This window comes from Agrobacterium sp. El2ro-1b, assembly GCF_048298475.1.
Lineage (GTDB): Bacteria > Pseudomonadota > Alphaproteobacteria > Rhizobiales > Rhizobiaceae > Agrobacterium > Agrobacterium fabrum.
Map to the genome: position 1 here is coordinate 2,343,346 of NZ_CP103458.1, position 18,796 is coordinate 2,362,141.

The 18,796-nt window shown below is 59.4% G+C and carries 14 protein-coding genes; 8 read left to right on the plus strand and 6 right to left on the minus strand.

Features of this window, described 5'->3' with window-relative positions; genetic code table 11:
• Window positions 1–16: 16 nt before the first annotated feature.
• Genes NYR50_RS11585 through NYR50_RS11595 form a run of 3 tightly spaced genes read right to left on the minus strand, consistent with a single transcriptional unit; the run spans window position 17 to window position 2,950 of the window.
• Window positions 17–874, minus strand: a complete 858-nt coding sequence (locus NYR50_RS11585) for a carbohydrate ABC transporter permease (RefSeq protein WP_174009370.1) — start codon at window positions 872–874, stop codon at window positions 17–19.
• A complete protein-coding gene (locus tag NYR50_RS11590) occupies window positions 871–1,755 on the minus strand; it encodes a carbohydrate ABC transporter permease (RefSeq protein WP_006310748.1) in 885 nt (294 codons plus the stop codon). Before NYR50_RS11590 ends, NYR50_RS11585 begins: the two co-directional genes overlap by 4 nt.
• A gap of 13 nt (window positions 1,756–1,768) precedes the next feature.
• A complete protein-coding gene (locus tag NYR50_RS11595) occupies window positions 1,769–2,950 on the minus strand; it encodes a Gfo/Idh/MocA family protein (protein WP_418136041.1) in 1,182 nt (393 codons plus the stop codon).
• Between the two features lie 440 nt (window positions 2,951–3,390).
• On the opposite strand from NYR50_RS11595, the gene NYR50_RS11600 reads away from it, so the two are divergent.
• The 4 genes from NYR50_RS11600 to NYR50_RS11615 are packed head-to-tail and all read left to right on the plus strand — an operon-like array spanning window position 3,391 to window position 7,283.
• Window positions 3,391–4,143: a GntR family transcriptional regulator gene (locus NYR50_RS11600; protein ID WP_174009372.1), complete on the plus strand. Its 753-nt coding sequence runs from the start codon at window positions 3,391–3,393 to the stop codon at window positions 4,141–4,143.
• Between the two features lie 24 nt (window positions 4,144–4,167).
• On the plus strand, window positions 4,168–5,190 hold the full coding sequence (locus tag NYR50_RS11605) for an SIS domain-containing protein (RefSeq protein WP_418136042.1): 1,023 nt from the start codon (window positions 4,168–4,170) through the stop codon (window positions 5,188–5,190).
• Window positions 5,187–6,353 carry an N-acetylglucosamine-6-phosphate deacetylase gene (gene nagA, locus NYR50_RS11610; protein WP_418136043.1) on the plus strand — a complete coding sequence of 389 codons (1,167 nt, stop codon included), beginning with the start codon at window positions 5,187–5,189 and terminating at the stop codon, window positions 6,351–6,353. The genes NYR50_RS11605 and nagA overlap by 4 nt, the downstream gene beginning before the upstream one ends.
• A 3-nt stretch (window positions 6,354–6,356) precedes the next feature.
• Window positions 6,357–7,283 (plus strand): ROK family protein, encoded by a 927-nt coding sequence (locus NYR50_RS11615; protein WP_418136044.1) that lies wholly within the window; start codon window positions 6,357–6,359, stop codon window positions 7,281–7,283.
• A gap of 6 nt (window positions 7,284–7,289) precedes the next feature.
• Here the strand turns inward: NYR50_RS11615 and NYR50_RS11620 are convergent, their stop codons facing one another.
• The gene (locus tag NYR50_RS11620) at window positions 7,290–8,546 is read right to left on the minus strand and encodes an FAD-dependent oxidoreductase (protein WP_418136045.1); all 1,257 of its coding nucleotides are present in this window, start codon (window positions 8,544–8,546) and stop codon (window positions 7,290–7,292) included.
• Between the two features lie 34 nt (window positions 8,547–8,580).
• Window positions 8,581–9,282, minus strand: coding sequence for a phosphatase PAP2 family protein (locus NYR50_RS11625; RefSeq protein WP_418136046.1), 702 nt, complete (start codon window positions 9,280–9,282; stop codon window positions 8,581–8,583).
• A 131-nt stretch (window positions 9,283–9,413) separates the two neighbouring features.
• Here NYR50_RS11625 and dxr point away from each other — a divergent pair, with 131 nt between their 5' ends.
• Complete coding sequence (dxr, locus tag NYR50_RS11630) at window positions 9,414–10,607, plus strand: 1-deoxy-D-xylulose-5-phosphate reductoisomerase (RefSeq protein WP_418136047.1); 1,194 nt, start codon at window positions 9,414–9,416, stop codon at window positions 10,605–10,607.
• Window positions 10,608–10,643: 36 nt separating this feature from the next.
• Here the strand turns inward: dxr and hemA are convergent, their stop codons facing one another.
• Window positions 10,644–11,861 carry a 5-aminolevulinate synthase gene (gene hemA / locus NYR50_RS11635; protein WP_174009379.1) on the minus strand — a complete coding sequence of 406 codons (1,218 nt, stop codon included), beginning with the start codon at window positions 11,859–11,861 and terminating at the stop codon, window positions 10,644–10,646.
• Between the two features lie 370 nt (window positions 11,862–12,231).
• On the opposite strand from hemA, the gene NYR50_RS11640 reads away from it, so the two are divergent.
• The 3 genes from NYR50_RS11640 to NYR50_RS11650 all read left to right on the plus strand — a co-directional run bounded on the left by NYR50_RS11640 (window position 12,232) and on the right by NYR50_RS11650 (window position 18,790).
• Entirely contained in the window at window positions 12,232–12,483 is a 252-nt protein-coding gene (locus NYR50_RS11640) for a YMGG-like glycine zipper-containing protein (RefSeq protein WP_004443753.1), read from the plus strand.
• A 175-nt stretch (window positions 12,484–12,658) separates the two neighbouring features.
• Window positions 12,659–14,584, plus strand: coding sequence for an autotransporter assembly complex protein TamA (locus NYR50_RS11645; RefSeq protein WP_418136048.1), 1,926 nt, complete (start codon window positions 12,659–12,661; stop codon window positions 14,582–14,584).
• A gap of 45 nt (window positions 14,585–14,629) precedes the next feature.
• Window positions 14,630–18,790: a translocation/assembly module TamB domain-containing protein gene (locus NYR50_RS11650; protein WP_418136049.1), complete on the plus strand. Its 4,161-nt coding sequence runs from the start codon at window positions 14,630–14,632 to the stop codon at window positions 18,788–18,790.
• The last annotated feature ends 6 nt before the right edge of the window (window positions 18,791–18,796 follow it).

The following is an 18,796-nucleotide window of genomic DNA, read 5'->3' on the forward strand; positions in this document are numbered from 1 at the left end:
TCGTTCCGGTTATTGCTTATTTCACCGCGCCGGCGGTCAGCCCGCCGACGAGATATCGTTGCATTAGGAAGATCGCGATCATCGCCGGTGCGATGCCCACGAAGCTCGCCGCCATCAGCTCGTTCCAGACGACTTCCTGCCGGCCGAAATAGGCAAACAGCCCCACCGGCAGTGGCATGTATTCCGTCTTTGAGTTGAAGGTCAGCGCGTAGATGAATTGCTGCGCATAGGCCTCGATGAAGGAGGAGATCGCGACAACGGCAATGCCCGGGGTTGCGATCGGCAAAACTACCCTGCGAAGCGTATAGAGCCTGCTCGCCCCATCCACATAGGCCGCTTCCTCCAACTCCCGCGGGATACGGCGCATATAGGTCACGAGAAGCAGGATGCCGGTGGGGATGATGAAAGCGACACCGGGAATGATCATCGCGAAATAGGTGTTCAGCACGCCGATGGACCGCATCAGTCGAAACAGCGGGATGAGCAACACCGCACCGGAGAACATCTTCACCGCCAGGAATATTCCGAGCAACAGGCCGGCTCCCCTGAACTCGAAACGCGCGAAGGCATAGGAGGCGGGAATGACGAGCACAAGCACGATCAGGGTGATCGAACCCGCAATGAAGAACGAATTGAAAATATAAAGCGCGAAACCCGGCACGCTCACCCACATCGTCCGGTACGCCTCAAAGGAGCCGTTCTCCGGCCAGAACTTGTAAGGTGAGGAAAACAGCAGGCTGAGCGGCTTCAGTGACACCAGAAAGCCTTCGACGAAGGGCGCCAGCACGAAGGCCAGGAACACGGCGATACCGCAATAGATTCCAACCATTTCATACCAGGTGTAGCGGTTGATCCTCGCATGTTTGTCGGTCATCGTGTGGCCTCCTGCGAGAAACGCCGGGTGATGCGGAAATAGAAGAAGGTGAAGATCGACAGGAAGATGCAGATGAGCACGGCGCGCGCGGCACCTTCACCATATTTGTAAGCGCCTATCGCCGTCTTGTAAGTGTCGATGATCATCGTTGTGGTTTCGCCGTTCGGACCACCACGCGTGAGGATCCAGATGATATCGAAGGAATTGAACGTCGAAATCAGCGACAGAACCGACATAGTGATCATGGCAGGCAACATCAGCGGCAGCGTGATACGGCGGAAGCGATAGGAGCGGCTGGCACCGTCCGTCCACGCCGCCTCGTAGAGATCCTGTGGAATGGACTGGATTGCGGCCAAAAGATAAAGCGTCACCATCGGCACCCCGATCCACACATCGGTGACGATCGTCGCCCAGAAGGCGGTTCTGCCATAGGCAAGGAAAGCAACCGGGCCGTCCACCAGGCCGAGATTCTGCAGCACACCGGAAATCATGCCGAACTGGCCGTTATACATCCAGCCCCACATGAAGATGCCGATAGCCATCGGCACGATCCAAGGCGGCATGGTCAGGATGCGAAACAGCGCCCGGCCGGGAACGGCGGAGTTCAGCAGCACTGCACCAAATGTGCCGATGATCATCTTTATCGAGACGGAAAAGAACGTCCAGACAAAGGTCCGCGTGATGACATCGGCAAAAGTCGCGTTGAAGATTTTCTCGTAATTGATGAAACCGACCCAATTCGTCACTTTTTTAAGCGACGCATCGGTGAACGACAGGATGAATGTGTCGACGAGCGGATAGGCGACGATCAGTGTGATGTAGAAAAGCGCCGGTAGAAGAAGAAACCAGGCGAAGATGACTGCGCTGCGTTTTGCATCCATTACGCAGCCCTCCTCAAGCCGATTTCACGGCGGGGGATTTCGGCTGACCGTGCAGCGCAAGATCGTACTCCTCCCACACCGGTTTGAGATCGACCACCTTGCGGCCATGGCGCGCTTCATCCATGGCAAGCGCCAGAATGCCGGCCTCGATCGCGTCGAGCGCGGAAACCGGCAAGGGCGCAGCCCTGACGATATGGGCGATCACATCCTCGGCCATCTGCTCATCCGCGCCATAATGCTGCGAGAGCGTGGTTGCCGCCGAATAGGTCTTGGCGACGGTCTTTTCATTGGTGCGGGCGTTGTGAACGTTCAGGAAACCCCGCACGAAATCTCCCTCAGCCATGCCCTTTGCACCGATGACGCAGAAACGGCGGAAATCGTCGGGAACGTTGAGATTGGTATGGAAGGCGAGCGACGCGCCGTTTTCATATTCGACGATCGCGGTCTGGTAGTCGATGATGTCGCCGTCGCTGTCGAAGACCTTGTCGGAGCCCATCCAGCCGCTCGGCTTGCGGTGATAGACCTCCATGTCGTTGATGCCGTCATTCTGCGGCGCGTTCGCCGGCGTGAAGCTCTTGCGCCCGCCGAAGCTCGACACGAAACGCGGCCGGGCACCAACCACGCCATTATAGAGATCGAGATCGTGGCAGCATTTTTCCAGCATGAAGGAGCCGGAATAATTCTCGTAACGCCGCCAGTCGCGCATGAAGAACGCGCCATGATAGGGCGGAATATGTTCGGAAGCCTCGATGGAGACGACGTCACCCAGCTTGCCTTCGGCCTGCGCGGCGCGCAGATCGCGGTAAAGCGGCGAATACCGCAGGACGAGGCCGACCAGCAGCCGCTCATGGCCGTGCTTGTTAAGAAGCCGGGCGAGTTCGAGGCTTTCCTCGATGCTGACGACGATGGGTTTTTCAGAGAAGATGGTGCAACCCGCCTCAAGCCCGATGCGGATATGCTCCAGATGCATGTGGTTCGGCGAGCCGATCATCAGGAGATCGAATTTTTCGCCGGCGATCAGCGCTTCCGGACTGTCATAGACCTTGCCGGCTGAAATGCCCTTTTCCTGCAAACCCGGCAGGCCTGCCGGATGAGGATCGACATAACCGACGATCTCGAAATCCTTGTCGATCTCGTGAAAAACGTAGCCCAGATAACCGAGACGGAATCCGAGTCCGATAATTCCCACCTTCATGAACTTTGTTCCCTGCTCACTCGTAAATAATTTTCGCAGAAGCAACCATTTCTGTGTTGGTTATTCAGTTATCTGCGATAATTTCTGACCATGATGAAATTAGTTTTCAGAACGGTCAAGCAAAATTCGATTTACTCTGGCAAGTCACGGATAAGAAACCGATTCTTCCAGGCCAGCGGGACGCGCAACAGCTATTCACCGGCAACCGATGCCAAAACAATACCAAAAAAATGCCAATCGTCTAGAGAAATTACGGCAATGGGAAAATTTTTTTGGTTAATGCGGAAATTTCGATCATATGGCCTTAATTTAAGGCATTAGATCGAAAAATGCTCCGATTAATCATACAAGTTCGCTAATGGTTCTATTTTGGTATTGCCGATCGCATCTTCTGTGGTATAGCCAGAAGCAGCCATATCGGATTGTGACAGAGGTTATGGATGAACGGGGCAGCGCTTAATCTGGAGGACCTGCAATCAGGCGGCGGTCCGCTGTACCTGAAATTGCGCCAGACGATCGAAGACGCCATCAATGGCGGCCGGCTTAAGCATGGCGACGCGCTGCCGCCGGAACGCGATATTGCCGAAAGTGCCTGCGTCAGCCGCGTCACCGTGCGCAAGGCGGTGGATGATCTCGTCCGCGACGGCCTTCTCGTTCGTCGGCATGGTTCGGGCACCTTTGTCGTCAAGCCCATCACCCGCATGCAGCAGCCGCTGACCAAGCTCACCTCCTTCACCGAAGACATGCGCCGGCGCGGCATGACGGCAAGTACCCGCTGGCTGGACAGGGGCCTTTTCCACCCCACCGGCGATGAGATGATGACACTCGGCCTTTCCCAATCCGCCATGGTGGCACGGCTAACGCGCCTGCGTCTTGCCAATGACCAGCCGATCGCACTGGAAGTCACCAGCCTGCCGGGCGATATTCTGCCCGATCCGCAACTCGTCGAAAATTCGCTTTATCTGGAGCTTGAGAAGAGCGGCATTCGCCCCGTGCGCGCCATTCAGCGCATCTCGGCCCGCAATCTCACGGATGAGGAAACCCTACTGCTTGGGGTGCCGCTGGGCTCGGCAGCGCTTTCCGTTCAGCGCATGGCTTATTTGGAAAGCGGGCGCCTCATGGAAATATCCCTAGCGCTTTACCGCAGTGATGCCTACGACCTCGTCGCCGAACTGACGATGGGTCCAGAGTGAAACATTGATCAAGGACATGAAACGATGACAACCCTGATGCGCCAGGAAATCGATGAGATTCCCGATGCTGTCGCCCGCCTGCTGGACAATGCCAAGGCCGACTTCCAGGAAGCCGGAAGCAAGTTGAAGGCCCGTGACCCGGCAGTCGTCGTCACCATTGCCCGCGGCTCCTCCGATCATGCCGCACATTTCCTGAAATATGCAATCGAATTGCAGACCGGCCTGCCGGTCGCCTCGCTCGGGCCTTCGCTCGCCTCCATCTATCAGACGAAACTGCGGCTGGAACGGGCAGCGGCCTTCGCCGTCTCGCAATCCGGTAAGAGCCCTGACATCGTCGCGCTCGCACAAAGCGCCCGCAAGGGCGGCGCGCTCACCTTCTCGCTCGTCAACACCCTGCCTTCCCCCCTGGGTGAGGCGGCCGACCACGCCATCAATATCCAGGCGGGCCCGGAAAAGGCCGTGGCAGCGACCAAATCCTTCGTCAATTCCATCGTTGCCGGTCTGGCGATCCTTGCCGAATGGACGGAAGACAGTCTCCTTGCCAGCGCCGTCAGCGCCCTGCCGCAGAATTTCGCCAAGGCCATCGCGCTCGATTGGAGCCATATCGGCGAGGCGGTGAAGGGCGAAGAATCGCTTTACATGCTGGGCCGCGGCCCTGCTCTTGCCATCGCCGCGGAAGCCGCGCTGAAATGCAAGGAAACCTGCGAGCTGCATGCCGAAGCCTATTCCTCGGCTGAAGTCATGCATGGCCCGGTCTCGCTGGTGGCGCCGCAATTCCCCGTCATCGCCTTTGCCGCCCGCGACCGTGCCGAGACCTCGGTCACGGATATCGCCGCAAGCCTTGCCAATAAAGGTGCGAATGTTTTCGTCACCTCCACAAAGGGCAGCCCGGCCAAGCCCCTGCCCTTCGTGGAGACCAACCACCCGCTGACCGATGCATTGCTGCTGATTGCGCCGTTTTACGGCTTCATCGAACAATTATCCCGCGCACGCGGCTTCAACCCGGATGCACCCGTGGCATTGAAGAAGGTAACGGAAACACAATGAGCGGCATCAAGGCATTTGTCGGCGCCCGCATTTTCGACGGCGCCGCATGGCACGAGGGCAGAGTGCTCGTGGTCGGTGACGGGCATGTTGCTGCCATTTCAGACAGCGTGCCAGCCGAAGCCGAGATGATCGATGTGAAGGGACTGCTGATCGCGCCTGGATTCATCGATCTCCAGGTCAATGGCGGCGGCGGGGTGATGTTCAACAACCAGCCGGATGTCGAAGGCATTGCCCGCATCTGTTCCGCTCACGCCAGGTTCGGCACAACGGCGCTGATGGTCACGCTCATTACCGACCGGCCGGATGTAACCTCGAAAGCAGCGCAGGTGGGTATTGCCGCCGGCAAGACGCAGGTGCCGGGCTTTCTGGGCCTGCATTTCGAAGGGCCGCATCTTTCCGTCGCACGCAAGGGCACCCATGATCCGGCGCTGATCCGCAAGATGGAGACGGCCGATCTTGCCGTTCTGGTCGGCTGCAAGGCGGAACTGGCCTTCGTGATGACGACCATTGCCCCTGAGAACGTCACCGAGGAACAGGTCGCAGCGCTGAGAAAAGCCGGCATCGTGGTCAGTCTCGGCCATACCGATACCGGCCTCGATGTTGCAGCGGCCTATACCGAGGCCGGCGCTTCCATGGTGACGCATCTTTTCAACGCCATGAGCCCGCTTGGTCACCGCGAACCCGGTCTGGTGGGCGCCGCCCTTTCGAACGGCGGGCTGGATTGCGGGCTGATCGCCGACGGATTTCATGTCGATCCCGCCGCCATCGGCATTGCGCTACGCGCCAAGAATGGCCCGGGCCGGATTTTCCTCGTCACCGACGCCATGTCGACCATCGGCACGGATGACGATGGTTTCGAACTGAATGGCAGACGCGTCTATCGCAATGGCGGGCGACTGACACTTGAAGACGGCACGCTTGCTGGGGCGGATATCGACATGCTCTCCTGCGTCCGCTTCATGCATGAAAAGCTGGAGATGCCGCTGGAGGAAGCTTTGAGAATGGCATCCGCCTATCCTGCACAGGCCGTCGGCGCATCGGGCAAGGGAAAACTCCTGCCCGGTTTCGATGCCGATTTTGTTGTGCTGACGCCCGGCCTCCAGATGCATTCGACCTGGATTGGCGGAGAACAAACCTACGATGCCGTGCATTCCGGAGTGTGAACCATGATCGTTTGTTTCGATATTGGCGGAACGACTATCAAGGGCGCGATTGCCCATGCCCCGGACGACATTCGCCCCGTGCCACGCATACCAACGCCGAAAACCAGTTTCGAAGACTTCGCCGCCGGCCTCAAATCCGTCATCGATGCGAGCGGCGGCACGCCCGGTTGCGTTTCGTTGTCGATTGCCGGGGTCATCGATCCCGACACCGGCAAGGCCACCGTTGCCAATATTCCGAGCATTCATGGCCGGGTCTTGAAGGACGAGTTGGAAAAAGCCCTCAACTTTCCAGTCATCGTGTCGAATGACGCGGATTGTTTCGTGATCGCCGAATCGGAAATCGGCTCGGGTCAGGGCCACCGCGTGGTTTTCGGCGTCATCCTTGGAACCGGTGTCGGCGGCGGGCTGGTAATCGACGGCAAGCTCATCAACAGCCACGGCGGTTTCGCCGGCGAATGGGGCCATGGTCCCGTGGCCGCGACATCGGCCGGTAATCCGCCGGTCTCGCTGCCCCGCTTCGAATGCGGCTGTGGCCTCACCGGCTGTGTCGACGCCATCGGCAGCGCGCGAGGCATGGAAAAACTGCATGCGCACCTGCACCGGCAGGAGATGACCAGCGAGGATATTATCGCCGCCTGGCAGGCGGGCGATGCAAAAGCCGCCAGAACCATCGATGTCCTCATCGATATTCTCGCCTCGCCGCTGGCGATGGTGATCAATGTTACCGGCGCGACCATTGTGCCGGTGGGCGGCGGGCTTTCGAACTCGCGGGAGCTTCTCGCTGCATTGGATGAAGCAGTCAGGGGCCGCATTCTCCGGCGCTTCAACCGTCCACTGGTCGTGCCCGCCATCTGCCGCATCGAGCCGGGGCTGATCGGATCAGCCGTTATCGGGTTGAAATATGCGCAGGAGATCGCCCGCCCGTCCTGATGGCTCTCACGGCGTCTCAATCTTTTCCCGACGGAAACCCAGCCCCACCAGCCGGCCAGTCAGATGGGAAAGAAGCGGAAATCGAATAATCGCCCGCACGAAGGCAGGCGGGCCTTTGGGCTTTTCCGCTCTTTCCTCTTGCCCTTTCTTGCGACCGATACGCATCATCCGCTGCAGAAACTGCGTGGCCTTGGTCGGGAAGGACCGCCGCTTTTCGATTGCGGCGAGGTCATCATCACGAATGGCCCGGCCGGACACCAGCACCGGCACCAATATATTGGCGGCGGCAACCGCGTCCTGAATGGCCAGATTGACGCCGACGCCGCCGACGGGCGACATGGCATGGGCCGCATCGCCGATGCAGATCAGACCGGGCTTCCACCAGCGCTTCAGGCGGTCGATACGAACGGTAAGGAGATGCACATCGTCCCAGCTCTTGAGCTCATCGAGCCTTTCGCGTGGGAAAGGGCAGATTTCCGCGACCCTGTCCCGGAAGGCTTCGATCCCCTCCAGCTTTATGTCCGCGAAAAATCCCTTGCGCACTACATAACCGCATTGCCAGTAGTCACCCCGGTTGATCATCACGAAACCCTGTCGCGAACCGGCATGCCCCATGGTTTCGGTCGGATCGTCAGGCTGTTTCGAAAGGCGTAGCCACAGCACTTCGGTCGGGATGCCGAAGCGCTGGACCTCGAGCCCTGCCGCCTCACGGACGAGGGAGTTGCGGCCATCCGCACCGACCACCAGATCGGCAGCGATCTCGATGACCCCTTCCGGCGTTTCGACGGTGAGGCCGCCGACGCGCCCGTCCCGTTCGATGAGGCCGGTGACCGGCGCATTCATCAGCAGGCGGAAATTTTCATATTGCCCTGCCTTGCCGACGATGAAATTGAGAAAATCCCATTGCGGCATGAAGGCGATGAACCGATGCCGGACCGGCAGGCGGGAAAAATCCGCAATCGTCACACGCTCGCCACCGATAACTGCGTTCAGCCGCGGCGCGCGTGTATGCGGAAGGCTTAAGAACTCCTCGATGAAACCGAGCTGTTCCATCAGTTCAAGCGTGGAAGGATGGATGGTGTCGCCGCGAAAATCGCGCAGAAAATCCCCGTGTTTCTCGACGACGACAACATCGATACCGCTGCGGGCGAGCAGCAGGCCGAGCATCATGCCTGCCGGTCCGCCACCGGCCACGGCAACACAGGTGCGGATGTTCTGAACGGTTCTGCCGTCCTTTTCATGCCTGGCTTTCGCGTCTTCCATCACCCTCGCCCCCATCCCGTCCCGTTAAATCTCTTTATCTTGTTTCAGCCGCCGGAGGGCTTGCATTCTTCGGCTGCGGCCAGCCCTGTGCGTCGAAACGGAACAGCATTTCGAACCGGGCAAAGATAAAGGCGAAGGCCATGGCCGTCCACAGGCCGAGCAGCAGCCCGGCTGCGACATCGCTTGGATAATGCGCACCGACGATGACACGCGAAACGCCGATCACGAGCGCAAGCAGCAGGAACGCCCAGCGGAAGCGCGGCATCAGCATGGCGAAAACACCGAAAAACGCCCCGGCAGCCGTCGAATGGCCTGAGGGGAAACTCTCATAAAGATTGTCGCCGGTTAAAGGCGTGAGGCTGTAGGCGCCCATTTCCAGAAAAAGCTCCGGCCGCGCCCGCCCGATCAGGAATTTCAGCGTATGGACGAGAATACTCGCCGTGCCGATCGTCAGGAAAAAATAAGCGAGAAGCCGCCACGCCGTTCTCAGCCGCCCGCCATAGGTCTGCGCCTGCAGGACACGTGCGGCAACATAAGCAAGAATGGCGAGCGCGCCCGTGGAGTAAAGCATCCAACGGAAGGTTCCGAAATCGGTAATCGCGCGATTGAAGGTGACTATTCGGCCCGGCAGTGCCTGCGCGGATTCGGAAAGGCGCGGATCGAAAGGAATGAAAACCAGAACCAGCACAAGGCTTGCCGCAAAAATCCAGCCGCTGGAAACCACGAAACGTCGCATCAACATCCTCTTGTCTTTTTCTTGCATATGGCTTTGCGCTTCACAAAAACAATAGCCTGGGCTTTGTCCTTGTTATGGCGGGTTTTCGCGAGTAGAGCCTAAATCTGCCAAATAAAACCGACGGGCTGAAGATGACGAATGCCAGTGAAATGCCACGCAAGCTGACCATATTGGGTTCGACGGGTTCGATCGGCACCAATACTCTGGATGTCGTGCGTCAGCTGGGTGGCCGCGACGGGTTCGAGATCATGGCGCTGACCGGCGCGGGAAACATCGCGCTTCTGGCCGAACAGGCGCGGGAATTTGGCGCGCAGCTCGCGGTCACTGCGGACGATGATAAATATAAAGCGCTGAAATCGGCGCTGGCAGGCACCGGCATCAAGGTCGCGGCGGGCATGGCCGGCCTTGAAGAGGCAGCCTCGATGGATGCCGGCTGGGTGATGGCCGCGATTGCCGGCACCCCCGGCCTCGCCCCGACACTGACGGCCGCCCGGCGTGGTGCCGATATTGCACTTGCCAACAAGGAATGCCTCGTTTCGGCGGGCGATGTTTTTCTGCGCACTGTCAAACAGGGCGGCGGCCGGCTGATCCCGGTCGACAGCGAACACAGCGCAATCTTCCAGTGCCTGACGGGTGAACACAAACAGGCGGTGGAACGCATCGTGCTGACGGCTTCCGGCGGGCCGTTCCGCACCTGGTCGCGGGACGAGATGTCCAACGTCACGGCGGATATCGCCCGCGCCCATCCCAACTGGTCGATGGGGCTGAAGGTCTCGATCGGCAGTGCCTCCATGTTCAACAAGGGGCTGGAAATGATCGAGGCGAAATATCTCTTCGATCTCAGGCCTGATCAGGTGGACGTGATTGTCCATCCACAATCGATCATCCATTCGATGGTTGGCTACACTGACGGCTCCTATATCGCGCAGCTCGGCTCTCCCGACATGCGCACCGCCATCTCCTATGCCCTCACCTATCCTGAGCGCGGCAATCTGAGCGTCGAGCGCCTGGATTTCGCGAAACTGGCGCGGCTCGATTTCGAAGCACCGGATGAAGCCCGGTTCCCGGCGCTGCGGCTCGCGCGCATGGCGCTGGAGCGCGGCGGTTTGCAGGGCGCGGCCCTCAACGCAGCCGAGGAGACCGCCTTTCACGCCTTCGTCGCTGGTGGCATCGGTTTTCTTGACATGGCCGAAATCGTCGAAACGGTCATGGACCGGATGCATGACGGTCGGACCGCCGAGACGATGGACGATGTGTTTGCAGCGGACGAAGAAGCCCGCCGCCATGCGCTGGAACTCATCGCCACAAAAGAAAAGGCCGCGTAAACGCGGCCCTGAATTCTGCAATCTGAACTGCGGCCCTTAAGCCACCGCACGTGCCAGCGCGCAATGCGACCACAGCTGATGCAGCGCACCGACCAGATGCTCGATGTCAGCATCGCTATGCAGCGGCGTCGGGGTGATGCGCAGCCGCTCGGTCTTGCGCGGCACCGTCGGATAATTGATCGGCTGCACATAGACGCCGTGACTATCCAGCAGGATATCCGAAATCCATTTGCACTTGGCGGCATCGCCCACCATGACCGGCACGATGTGGCTTGGATTGTCCATATGCGGAATGCCGCGGGCATCGAGAAGACCGCGCAGCTTCCGCACCCGGTCCTGATGGCGGGCACGCTCGAAAGGGCTGGCCTTCAGATGCTGGATTGAGGCAATTGCGCCGGCAGCGAGCGACGGCGGCAGGGCCGTCGTGAAGATGAAGCCGGAGGCGAAAGAACGGATGAAATCGCAGACTGCGGTGGAGCCGGTGATATAACCACCCATCACGCCGAAGGCCTTGCCAAGCGTCCCCTCGATGATCGTCAGGCGATCCATCAGGCCTTCGCGCTCGGCAATACCGCCGCCACGCGGACCGTACATGCCAACGGCATGGACTTCGTCGAGATAGGTCATGGCGCCATAACGGTCGGCCAGATCGCAGATTTCCTTGATCGGCGCTATATCGCCATCCATCGAGTAGACGGATTCAAAGGCAATCAGCTTCGGCGCATTGGGATCAGCAGCCTTAAGCTTCGCTTCGAGATCTTCGAGATCGTTGTGTTTCCAGATCACCCGCTCGCAACGACCGTAACGAATGCCCTCGATCATCGATGCGTGGTTGAGCGCGTCAGAGAAGATAATGAGGCCTGGAATTTTCTGGCCGAGCGTGCCGAGCGTTGCCCAGTTGGAAACATAGCCCGACGTGAAGATCAAGGCTGATTCCTTGCCGTGCAGATCAGCGAGTTCCTGCTCCAGCAGGACATGATAATGGTTGGTGCCAGAAATGTTCCGGGTGCCTCCCGCACCCGCGCCACAGTGATCGATGGCGGCCTTCATGGCTTCGATGACTTTCGGGTTCTGGCCCATGCCGAGATAGTCGTTGGAGCACCAGACGGTTACGTCCTTGCACTCACCATTGGCGTTGTACCGTGTCGCGCGGGGGAAATTACCCTGCTGGCGCTCGATATCCGCAAAAACGCGATAACGTCCCTCAGAATGCAGGCTTTGCAGTTCCGTCGTAAAAAATGCCTCGAAGTCCATGCCATGCTCCAGAATTGACCAAATCGTTTTCTGCCCCGACACCGGGACCGTCAACCCTTGCGAGCTGCTTTAACCACGTCTGCGTCAATTCGCCGTTGTTTTGAACCATTCCAATAAACCGTTTATAGACGCTTATGAAAAGTGCAAAATTGATTCACATCAAAAAACCGAGAGATTTGGAACCTTTTTCGCGTGGCGCCGTTGTCTGGCACGCAATCGATTTACGCTCGAAGGAATGCCGAAAGACGAGGCTTCCCTAAACGACATCGAATTGTTAGTTATCTGTGGCGGTCGGAGGTAGCAGTCGCCGCAGATAAATATGGGACGCCTACCGAGCCGAAGAGCTCATTGTAACGTTGGAGAGAGTTTCATGAAAAAGGCAATCATATTTGCGCTGGTCGGCCTGTCGCTTGCAAGCTGCACGCAGACCGAAAAGGGTGCTTCGATCGGTGCCGTTTCCGGCGCTGTTATCGGTGGTGCGGTCACTGGTAACGTTCGTGGCGCAGCAGTTGGCGCAGCCATCGGCGGCGTGGGCGGTGCTCTGATCGGTAACGCTTCCGAGCCGGGCTATTGCTATTATCGCGACCAGTATGGCCAGCGTTACACGGCACGTTGCCGTTAATCGCTGCACGACAGACAGTTGCACAGAAGCCCCGGTCACCCGGGGCTTTTTGCGTTAATGGCGGCAAAACATCAGCGCGAGAGTCCTCAAAGCCGTTTATTTATGATTAAATTGCAATGTTAACGGACAGGAAACGGGTTAGGGCGACAATAAATGCTCAACCATAAAGCAGCTTATGCGAAGAACACGAACTAACCCGAAGACAGGTATTGCGTATCGGAAAGCTGGCACCGCGCTTGCGGTTGCTTTGACGTTCGCCCTGTATCCGGCGTTTGCCCGTGATGCTTTCGCCTTCAAACTGTTCGGCATGCGCCTCTGGGGTTCGGAAGAACCGGAGGTCGAAGTTATCAACCCGGTCAAATATGCCGTCACGCTTGACGCGGCCGATGCCGACAAGTCCCTCAAAGGCAGCCTGGAAAACAGCTCGCTTCTTCTGGCCGACAAGGACAAACCTGCCTCCGGCGATCTCGGCCTTCTGATAAAGGCGCGAGACGACAGGGACAGGCTGATCGCGGCACTCTATGAAAACGCCCGCTATGGCGGCATCGTCAACGTGACCGTGGCCGGAAAGAACGTTGATGACCTGCCTCCCAACCCGGTTTTCGATCACAGCACGCCCGTACCCGTGGTCATAACGGTGACGCCTGGTCCGAAATTCACCCTCGGCAATGTCCGCCTCGAAGGTGATGTCACGGGCCGCAATCTGGAGGAATACGGCCTGATCAACGGCGGTGATGCCGGGTCTCTGGCAATCATCCGCGCTGGCAACAAACTGATCGATGATCTGAAGGCGGAAGGCCGGCCGCTCGCGAAACTGACGAAACGCGAGGCGGTCGCAAACCACGCGACGAATACGGTCGACATTACGATGGCAGCTGAAGGTGGCCCCGTTGCGCCGCTCGGCACAGTCACCGTCACCGGTGAAAAAACCGTCGATGGCGACTTCATCCGCCGTTATTCGCGCCTTAATGGCGGCGAGCCCTATTCTCCGGAAAAGCTGCGCAAGGCCGCCGACCGCCTGCGCCAGCTCGGCGTCTTTTCCAGCCTGACGATCAAGGAGGCGGGAACGCTCGCCCGCGACGGCACCATTCCGCTCACCATCGAAGTATCCGAAGGCAAGCACCGTTATTTCGGCGTCGGTGCGCAATATTCGACGACCGAAGGCATCGGGCTTCAAGGATATTGGGGTCACCGTAACCTCTTCGGACAGGCGGAATCACTGCGCATCGAAGGCTCTGTTTCGCGTATTGCGGAGGCATCGAGCGTCGAAGGCATGGATTATTCGGCAGGCATCACCTTCACCAAGCCGGGGATGTTCAACCCCCGCACGACATTCAAGACCAGCCTGATTGCCAAGACCGAAAACCCGGACACCTACAGGGCCAAGACGCTGACGGGCACGGCCGGTTTCGCCTACGAACTGAACGATACGGACACAGCCGCCGCGGGTTTTGAGGTCCAATGGGCAGACACCGAAGACGCATTCGGCAAAAATGAATATCTGACGACCTCGATACCGCTGGAATTCGTGCGCGATACACGCGACGACAAGCTTAATCCGACCGAGGGCTTCCGCGCATCCATCGCGGCAAAGCCAAGCTACGAAGCCCTGAACGGCACCTTCTTCTCGTCCCTCGAAGGCTCGATAACAGGTTATAAAGGCCTCGGTGCCGAAGACCGGTTGATCATGGCTGGAAAGCTCTCCGGCGGTGTTCTGGTCGGCGGCAGCGATCTGCAGGACATCCCGACAACACGGCGCTTTTTCGCCGGTGGCGGCGGATCGGTCCGCGGCTACAGCTACCAGGAAATTTCGCCCTATAATGCGGCGGGCGATGCGACCGGCGGCCGCTCCTATGTCGTTGGCTCCGTTGAGGCTCGCGTCAAGGTCACCGATACCATCGGCCTTGTGCCGTTTTTCGACGCCGGTGTCGTTTCTGATGGGGTAACACCCGATTTCTCCGATATCCGGGCTGGCGCCGGTATCGGCCTGCGTTACGCGACGCCTTTCGGGCCTCTGCGTCTCGATGTCGCCATGCCGCTTGAAAAATACGACGGCGGCAACAATTTCGGCATTTATGCTGGTATCGGCCAGTCTTTTTAAACGCCGCAGTCGAACACCCTAGCAACAGAGTGTAGATTACCCTTGATGGAAATGTTGATTCGATTGCTGAAATGGCTGGGCTACGCTGCACTCTGCTGCGTGGTGCTGGTGTTGTTTGCGGTGCTGTTCATCGGTTTTACGCCGATGGGCGCCCGGATTGCCGCAAAACAGATTTCATCGCTCGTATCGACACCCGATCAGACCATCGAGATTTCTCCTCCGGGTGGCCTTCTGACCGGCCGCCTGCGGCTCGATAACGTCACGCTTTCAGATCGGCAGGGACCCTATGCTCGCCTGAACCAGATTGCCGTCGACTGGTCGCCACTGTCACTGCTTGCCGGCACCTTCCATGCTGACCATGTCTCGGCCGGATCGATCGATGTGGAGCGCCAACCGCTGCCGGCCCAGCAGACGACAGGCAAGAGCTCCAGCGGTTCTTCCCTTCCTATTGAAATCGTCATCGATAATTTCAGCTTCCCGGATATCAGCCTTGAGCAATCGCTTCTCGGCCGCGCCTTCGACCTGACGGCGGAAGGCAACCTCAAGGCCGCCCAGGACGACATGCGGCTTTCGCTCACCGCTCACAGGCGCAATGCTGTGGATGCGGAGGTCAATGCCGACGTTGCATTCCTGCCGAATGAGAACGTGCTGAAGCTGAAAGCTGAGATGAAGGAACCCGAAGGCGGCCTGCTCGCAACCCTGCTTTCGCTTCCCGGCACGCCTGCGGTGGCAATAGACCTCAATGGCGAAGGCCCGCTTTCCAGCTGGACCGGCACCCTGCGCGGCAATGTCGCCGGTAATGCGGTGGTCAATGTCACCGGCCGTCATCTTCTTGGCGACGACGGAACGCGCCGTATCGAGATTGCAGGCGGTGGCCAGCCCGATCTGCTGCTGCCACCTGCCTTCCGCCAGCTTTTTGCCGGTGAGACGAAACTCGACGCGAATGCCACACTCTACCCACAGGGCCGCATCGACATCGGCAGCAGTACGCTGGAGACCGGCACGCTGCTGCTGACGGCATCAGGCACCGTGGATCCGAATGGTCAGAACGATTTGGCCGCCAATCTCATCGGTACCGCCGGCCCGGTGGATTTCCGCTGGCCACTCGGCAATGGTGAAATTCAGGCCCTCATCAACGGCCTCGATCTTTCCCTGAAGGGTGGTGCGGATGCCGCACACCTCAACACCACGGTTTCCCTGCGCAGCCTCGCGCTGCCACAGGGCCGGCTTGACGATGTCAAACTGACCGCCGAGAGCGCCGATCTCAATATCGCCGACCGCAGCGGTACGATCGCTACCGTCCTGTCCGTCGCGCAATCATCCTTCGTCAGTCCAGATATCGACCGGCTGGTACGCGCGCCTCTTACCATCAAGGCGCCGTTCAATCTTACCTCTTCCGCCATCGGTTTTAACGGCGCAACGCTGGAAAGCGCCAGCGTCGGCGGAACGCTGAACGGCAGTTTCGATCTCACTGATAACCGCCTGACGTCAAGCGTCCAGCTCTTCGCGTTACCCGCCACGCTTCCACCGGCACTCGCGGAGAAATTCGACACCACCATCGCCCTCCAGGGCGACATCGACCTGATCATCGGTGGACGCACCAGTATCGAGAACCTCGTCATCAAGTCAGGAACGATCGAGGCGGCTGGTAATGCCAGCCTCGAAAATGATGCACTAAGCGCCGACCTCAAGGGCAAATTCCCGGCACTGGAAAAGCTGACGCCGCAGGCGAAGGGCGTTGCCGATTTTGCAATCGAAGCCAGCGGTGCGCTTGCCGCCCCCGATTTCAACGTGACCCTGAGTTCCGAAAGCGCCGTCCTTGCCGGACGAAAACTCGAAGCACTGAAGGTCAATGCCTCCGGTAAGGCCGACCCGGCCGCGCCGCAGGCAAAGCTGACGGCCAGCGGCAGCCTCGACCGGCAGAAGATCGACGCCAACGCCAATGTGGTGCAGACCGAAAATGGCACGGCAATACCCGAACTTCATGTCGCGGTGGGCCGCAACATTCTGGACGGGAAGCTGCAAATTTCGCAGCAGTTCCTGCCAACGGGCAATCTCTCCTTCAATTTCCCCGATCTCGCCCTGCTGGCCGCACTGGCCGCACAGCAGGCGGATGGTGATATTGCCGGCGATATCGCGCTGAGCGACGCCAATGGCAAGATCGCCGCGACGATAAAGGCAAATGGCGGCAGCATCCGCCAGGGCACGACAACGATTTCAAAGCTGGCCGCCGATATTTCCATCGATGACATCAAGGCTCTCGCCATCAACGGCAAGATCAGCGCCGACAGCGTCAATGCCGGCACGGCCGCGATTTCAGGCCTGAATGCCACCATCGGACATTCCGGCACAACGACCGCGTTCGATGTCAACGGCCGCTATGACAATGCGCCGCTGGTGGTGAAAGGCAGCGCCGATACCGGCGGCTCACCCATGACCGTGCGGGTCGACACCTTTTCGGCCGCCCCCAAGGGAATTCCAGTACGGCTTGAAAAACCAAGCACCATCGCCATCCAGAATGGTACGGCCCGCATCAGTGATCTGACCATCATCACGGGCGATGGTCGCGTTGAGGTCAACGGCACCGCCGGTTCGACCCTCGATATCAAGGCCGATATCCGCTCGCTTCCCGCGAGCCTCGCCAACGCCTTTGCCGCCGGGCTGGATGCGGCAGGCAGCATATCCGGCACGGTCAGCGCCAAGGGCGCGGCATCCGACCCCTCGGTTGATTATAATCTGAACTGGGCCAATGCCGAGGTTGCGCAGACGCGTGCCGCCGGGCTTGCCGCCCTTGGCATCAAGGCGAATGGCCGGTTTGCCGGCGGCAACTTGCAGATCGACACTGACGTGACCGGTCAGGGCGGCATGTCGCTTTCCGGCGGTGGCTCGCTCGGCATCGCCGGCTATCGCCCACTTTCCATGGCATTCTCCGGCCGGCTGCCTTTCAGCGCCGTTGCCGCGCAAACCGCCGCACAGGGCCTTGATGTGGATGGCACCGCCGCCATCGACGTCAAGATCTCCGGCACTGCATCCGCACCTGTGGTGACCGGCAGCATCACCACCGATAGCACACGCCTGACGGATGTGCGCCGGAACCTGACGATCAATGGTCTGGGCGCAACGATCACGTTTGACCGCGACCGTGCCGTCATTTCCAGATTGACGGGCAAGCTCGCTGGCGGTGGAACGATCTCGGGTACGGGCAACATCGGCATTGCCGGCGGCTCGGGTTTCCCCGCCGATATTTCGATCACGCTCGATCGTGCCGGTTATAATGACGGTACGCTGGTAACGACGGTGGTGAGCGGCACGCTGACGTTGAAAGGGCCGCTGCTGAATTCGCCAGTGCTCGGTGGCAACCTGACGCTCGACAGAAGCGCCATCACCATTCCGGAGAAACTTCCGGCCTCGCTGACGGAAATCGACGTCAAGCACAAGAACGCACCGCCAAAGGTGCGCGCTCAGGCCAAGGCGCTCGGAGCGGACCAGGGCGGAAGCGGAAGCTCCTCCACCATCAATCTCGATCTGCAGGTGAATGCGCCGAGCGGTATCTTCGTGCGCGGCCGCGGGATTGATGCGGAACTGACGGGCAATCTGACCATCCGCGGCACGGCCGCCGTACCCGTCATCTCCGGTGGCTTTGAGATGCGCCGCGGCCGGCTGGAAATCCTCACCCGCCGCCTGGATTTCACGACAGGCAATATCACCTTCGGCGGCGGCCTTGTCCCGGTTCTCGATATGAAGGCGGATTCGACGGTGGGTTCGACCACAGTCACCGTATCCGTTTCCGGCAATGCCAACGACCCGACCTTTGCCTTCTCCTCCGCACCGGCGCTGCCACAGGATGAGGTGATGGCGCAGCTGATCTTCGGACAGTCCATGTCGAAACTCTCGGCGCTGCAGATCGCGCGGCTGGCCGATGCCGCCGCCCAGCTGGCCGGCGGACGCTCCACCTCGCTGTTCGACAAGCTCCGAAGCAATCTCGGTGTCGACGATCTCGATATTTCCACGGATTCCGAGGGACAGGCCCGCGTTTCCGCCGGCAAGTATCTCAATGAAAGAACCTATCTTGAGCTGCAGCAGAGCGGCGAATCCGGCGCAAAGGCCATCATCAACCTCGATGTCGGGCGCGGCGTGAAATTGCGCGGCGAAGCAGGCGGCAATGGCGAAGGTGCGGCCGGGATATTTTACGAGAAGGAATATTGAGACGGC

Coding starts and splice junctions, on each gene's coding strand:
- NYR50_RS11585 (WP_174009370.1), bottom strand. CDS start 874: ATGACCGACAAACATGCGAGGATCAACCGCTACACCTGGTATGAAATG.
- NYR50_RS11590 (WP_006310748.1), bottom strand. CDS start 1,755: ATGGATGCAAAACGCAGCGCAGTCATCTTCGCCTGGTTTCTTCTTCTA.
- NYR50_RS11595 (WP_418136041.1), bottom strand. CDS start 2,950: ATGAAGGTGGGAATTATCGGACTCGGATTCCGTCTCGGTTATCTGGGC.
- NYR50_RS11600 (WP_174009372.1), top strand. CDS start 3,391: ATGAACGGGGCAGCGCTTAATCTGGAGGACCTGCAATCAGGCGGCGGT.
- NYR50_RS11605 (WP_418136042.1), top strand. CDS start 4,168: ATGACAACCCTGATGCGCCAGGAAATCGATGAGATTCCCGATGCTGTC.
- nagA (WP_418136043.1), top strand. CDS start 5,187: ATGAGCGGCATCAAGGCATTTGTCGGCGCCCGCATTTTCGACGGCGCC.
- NYR50_RS11615 (WP_418136044.1), top strand. CDS start 6,357: ATGATCGTTTGTTTCGATATTGGCGGAACGACTATCAAGGGCGCGATT.
- NYR50_RS11620 (WP_418136045.1), bottom strand. CDS start 8,546: ATGGAAGACGCGAAAGCCAGGCATGAAAAGGACGGCAGAACCGTTCAG.
- NYR50_RS11625 (WP_418136046.1), bottom strand. CDS start 9,282: ATGCGACGTTTCGTGGTTTCCAGCGGCTGGATTTTTGCGGCAAGCCTT.
- dxr (WP_418136047.1), top strand. CDS start 9,414: ATGACGAATGCCAGTGAAATGCCACGCAAGCTGACCATATTGGGTTCG.
- hemA (WP_174009379.1), bottom strand. CDS start 11,861: ATGGACTTCGAGGCATTTTTTACGACGGAACTGCAAAGCCTGCATTCT.
- NYR50_RS11640 (WP_004443753.1), top strand. CDS start 12,232: ATGAAAAAGGCAATCATATTTGCGCTGGTCGGCCTGTCGCTTGCAAGC.
- NYR50_RS11645 (WP_418136048.1), top strand. CDS start 12,659: ATGCGAAGAACACGAACTAACCCGAAGACAGGTATTGCGTATCGGAAA.
- NYR50_RS11650 (WP_418136049.1), top strand. CDS start 14,630: ATGGAAATGTTGATTCGATTGCTGAAATGGCTGGGCTACGCTGCACTC.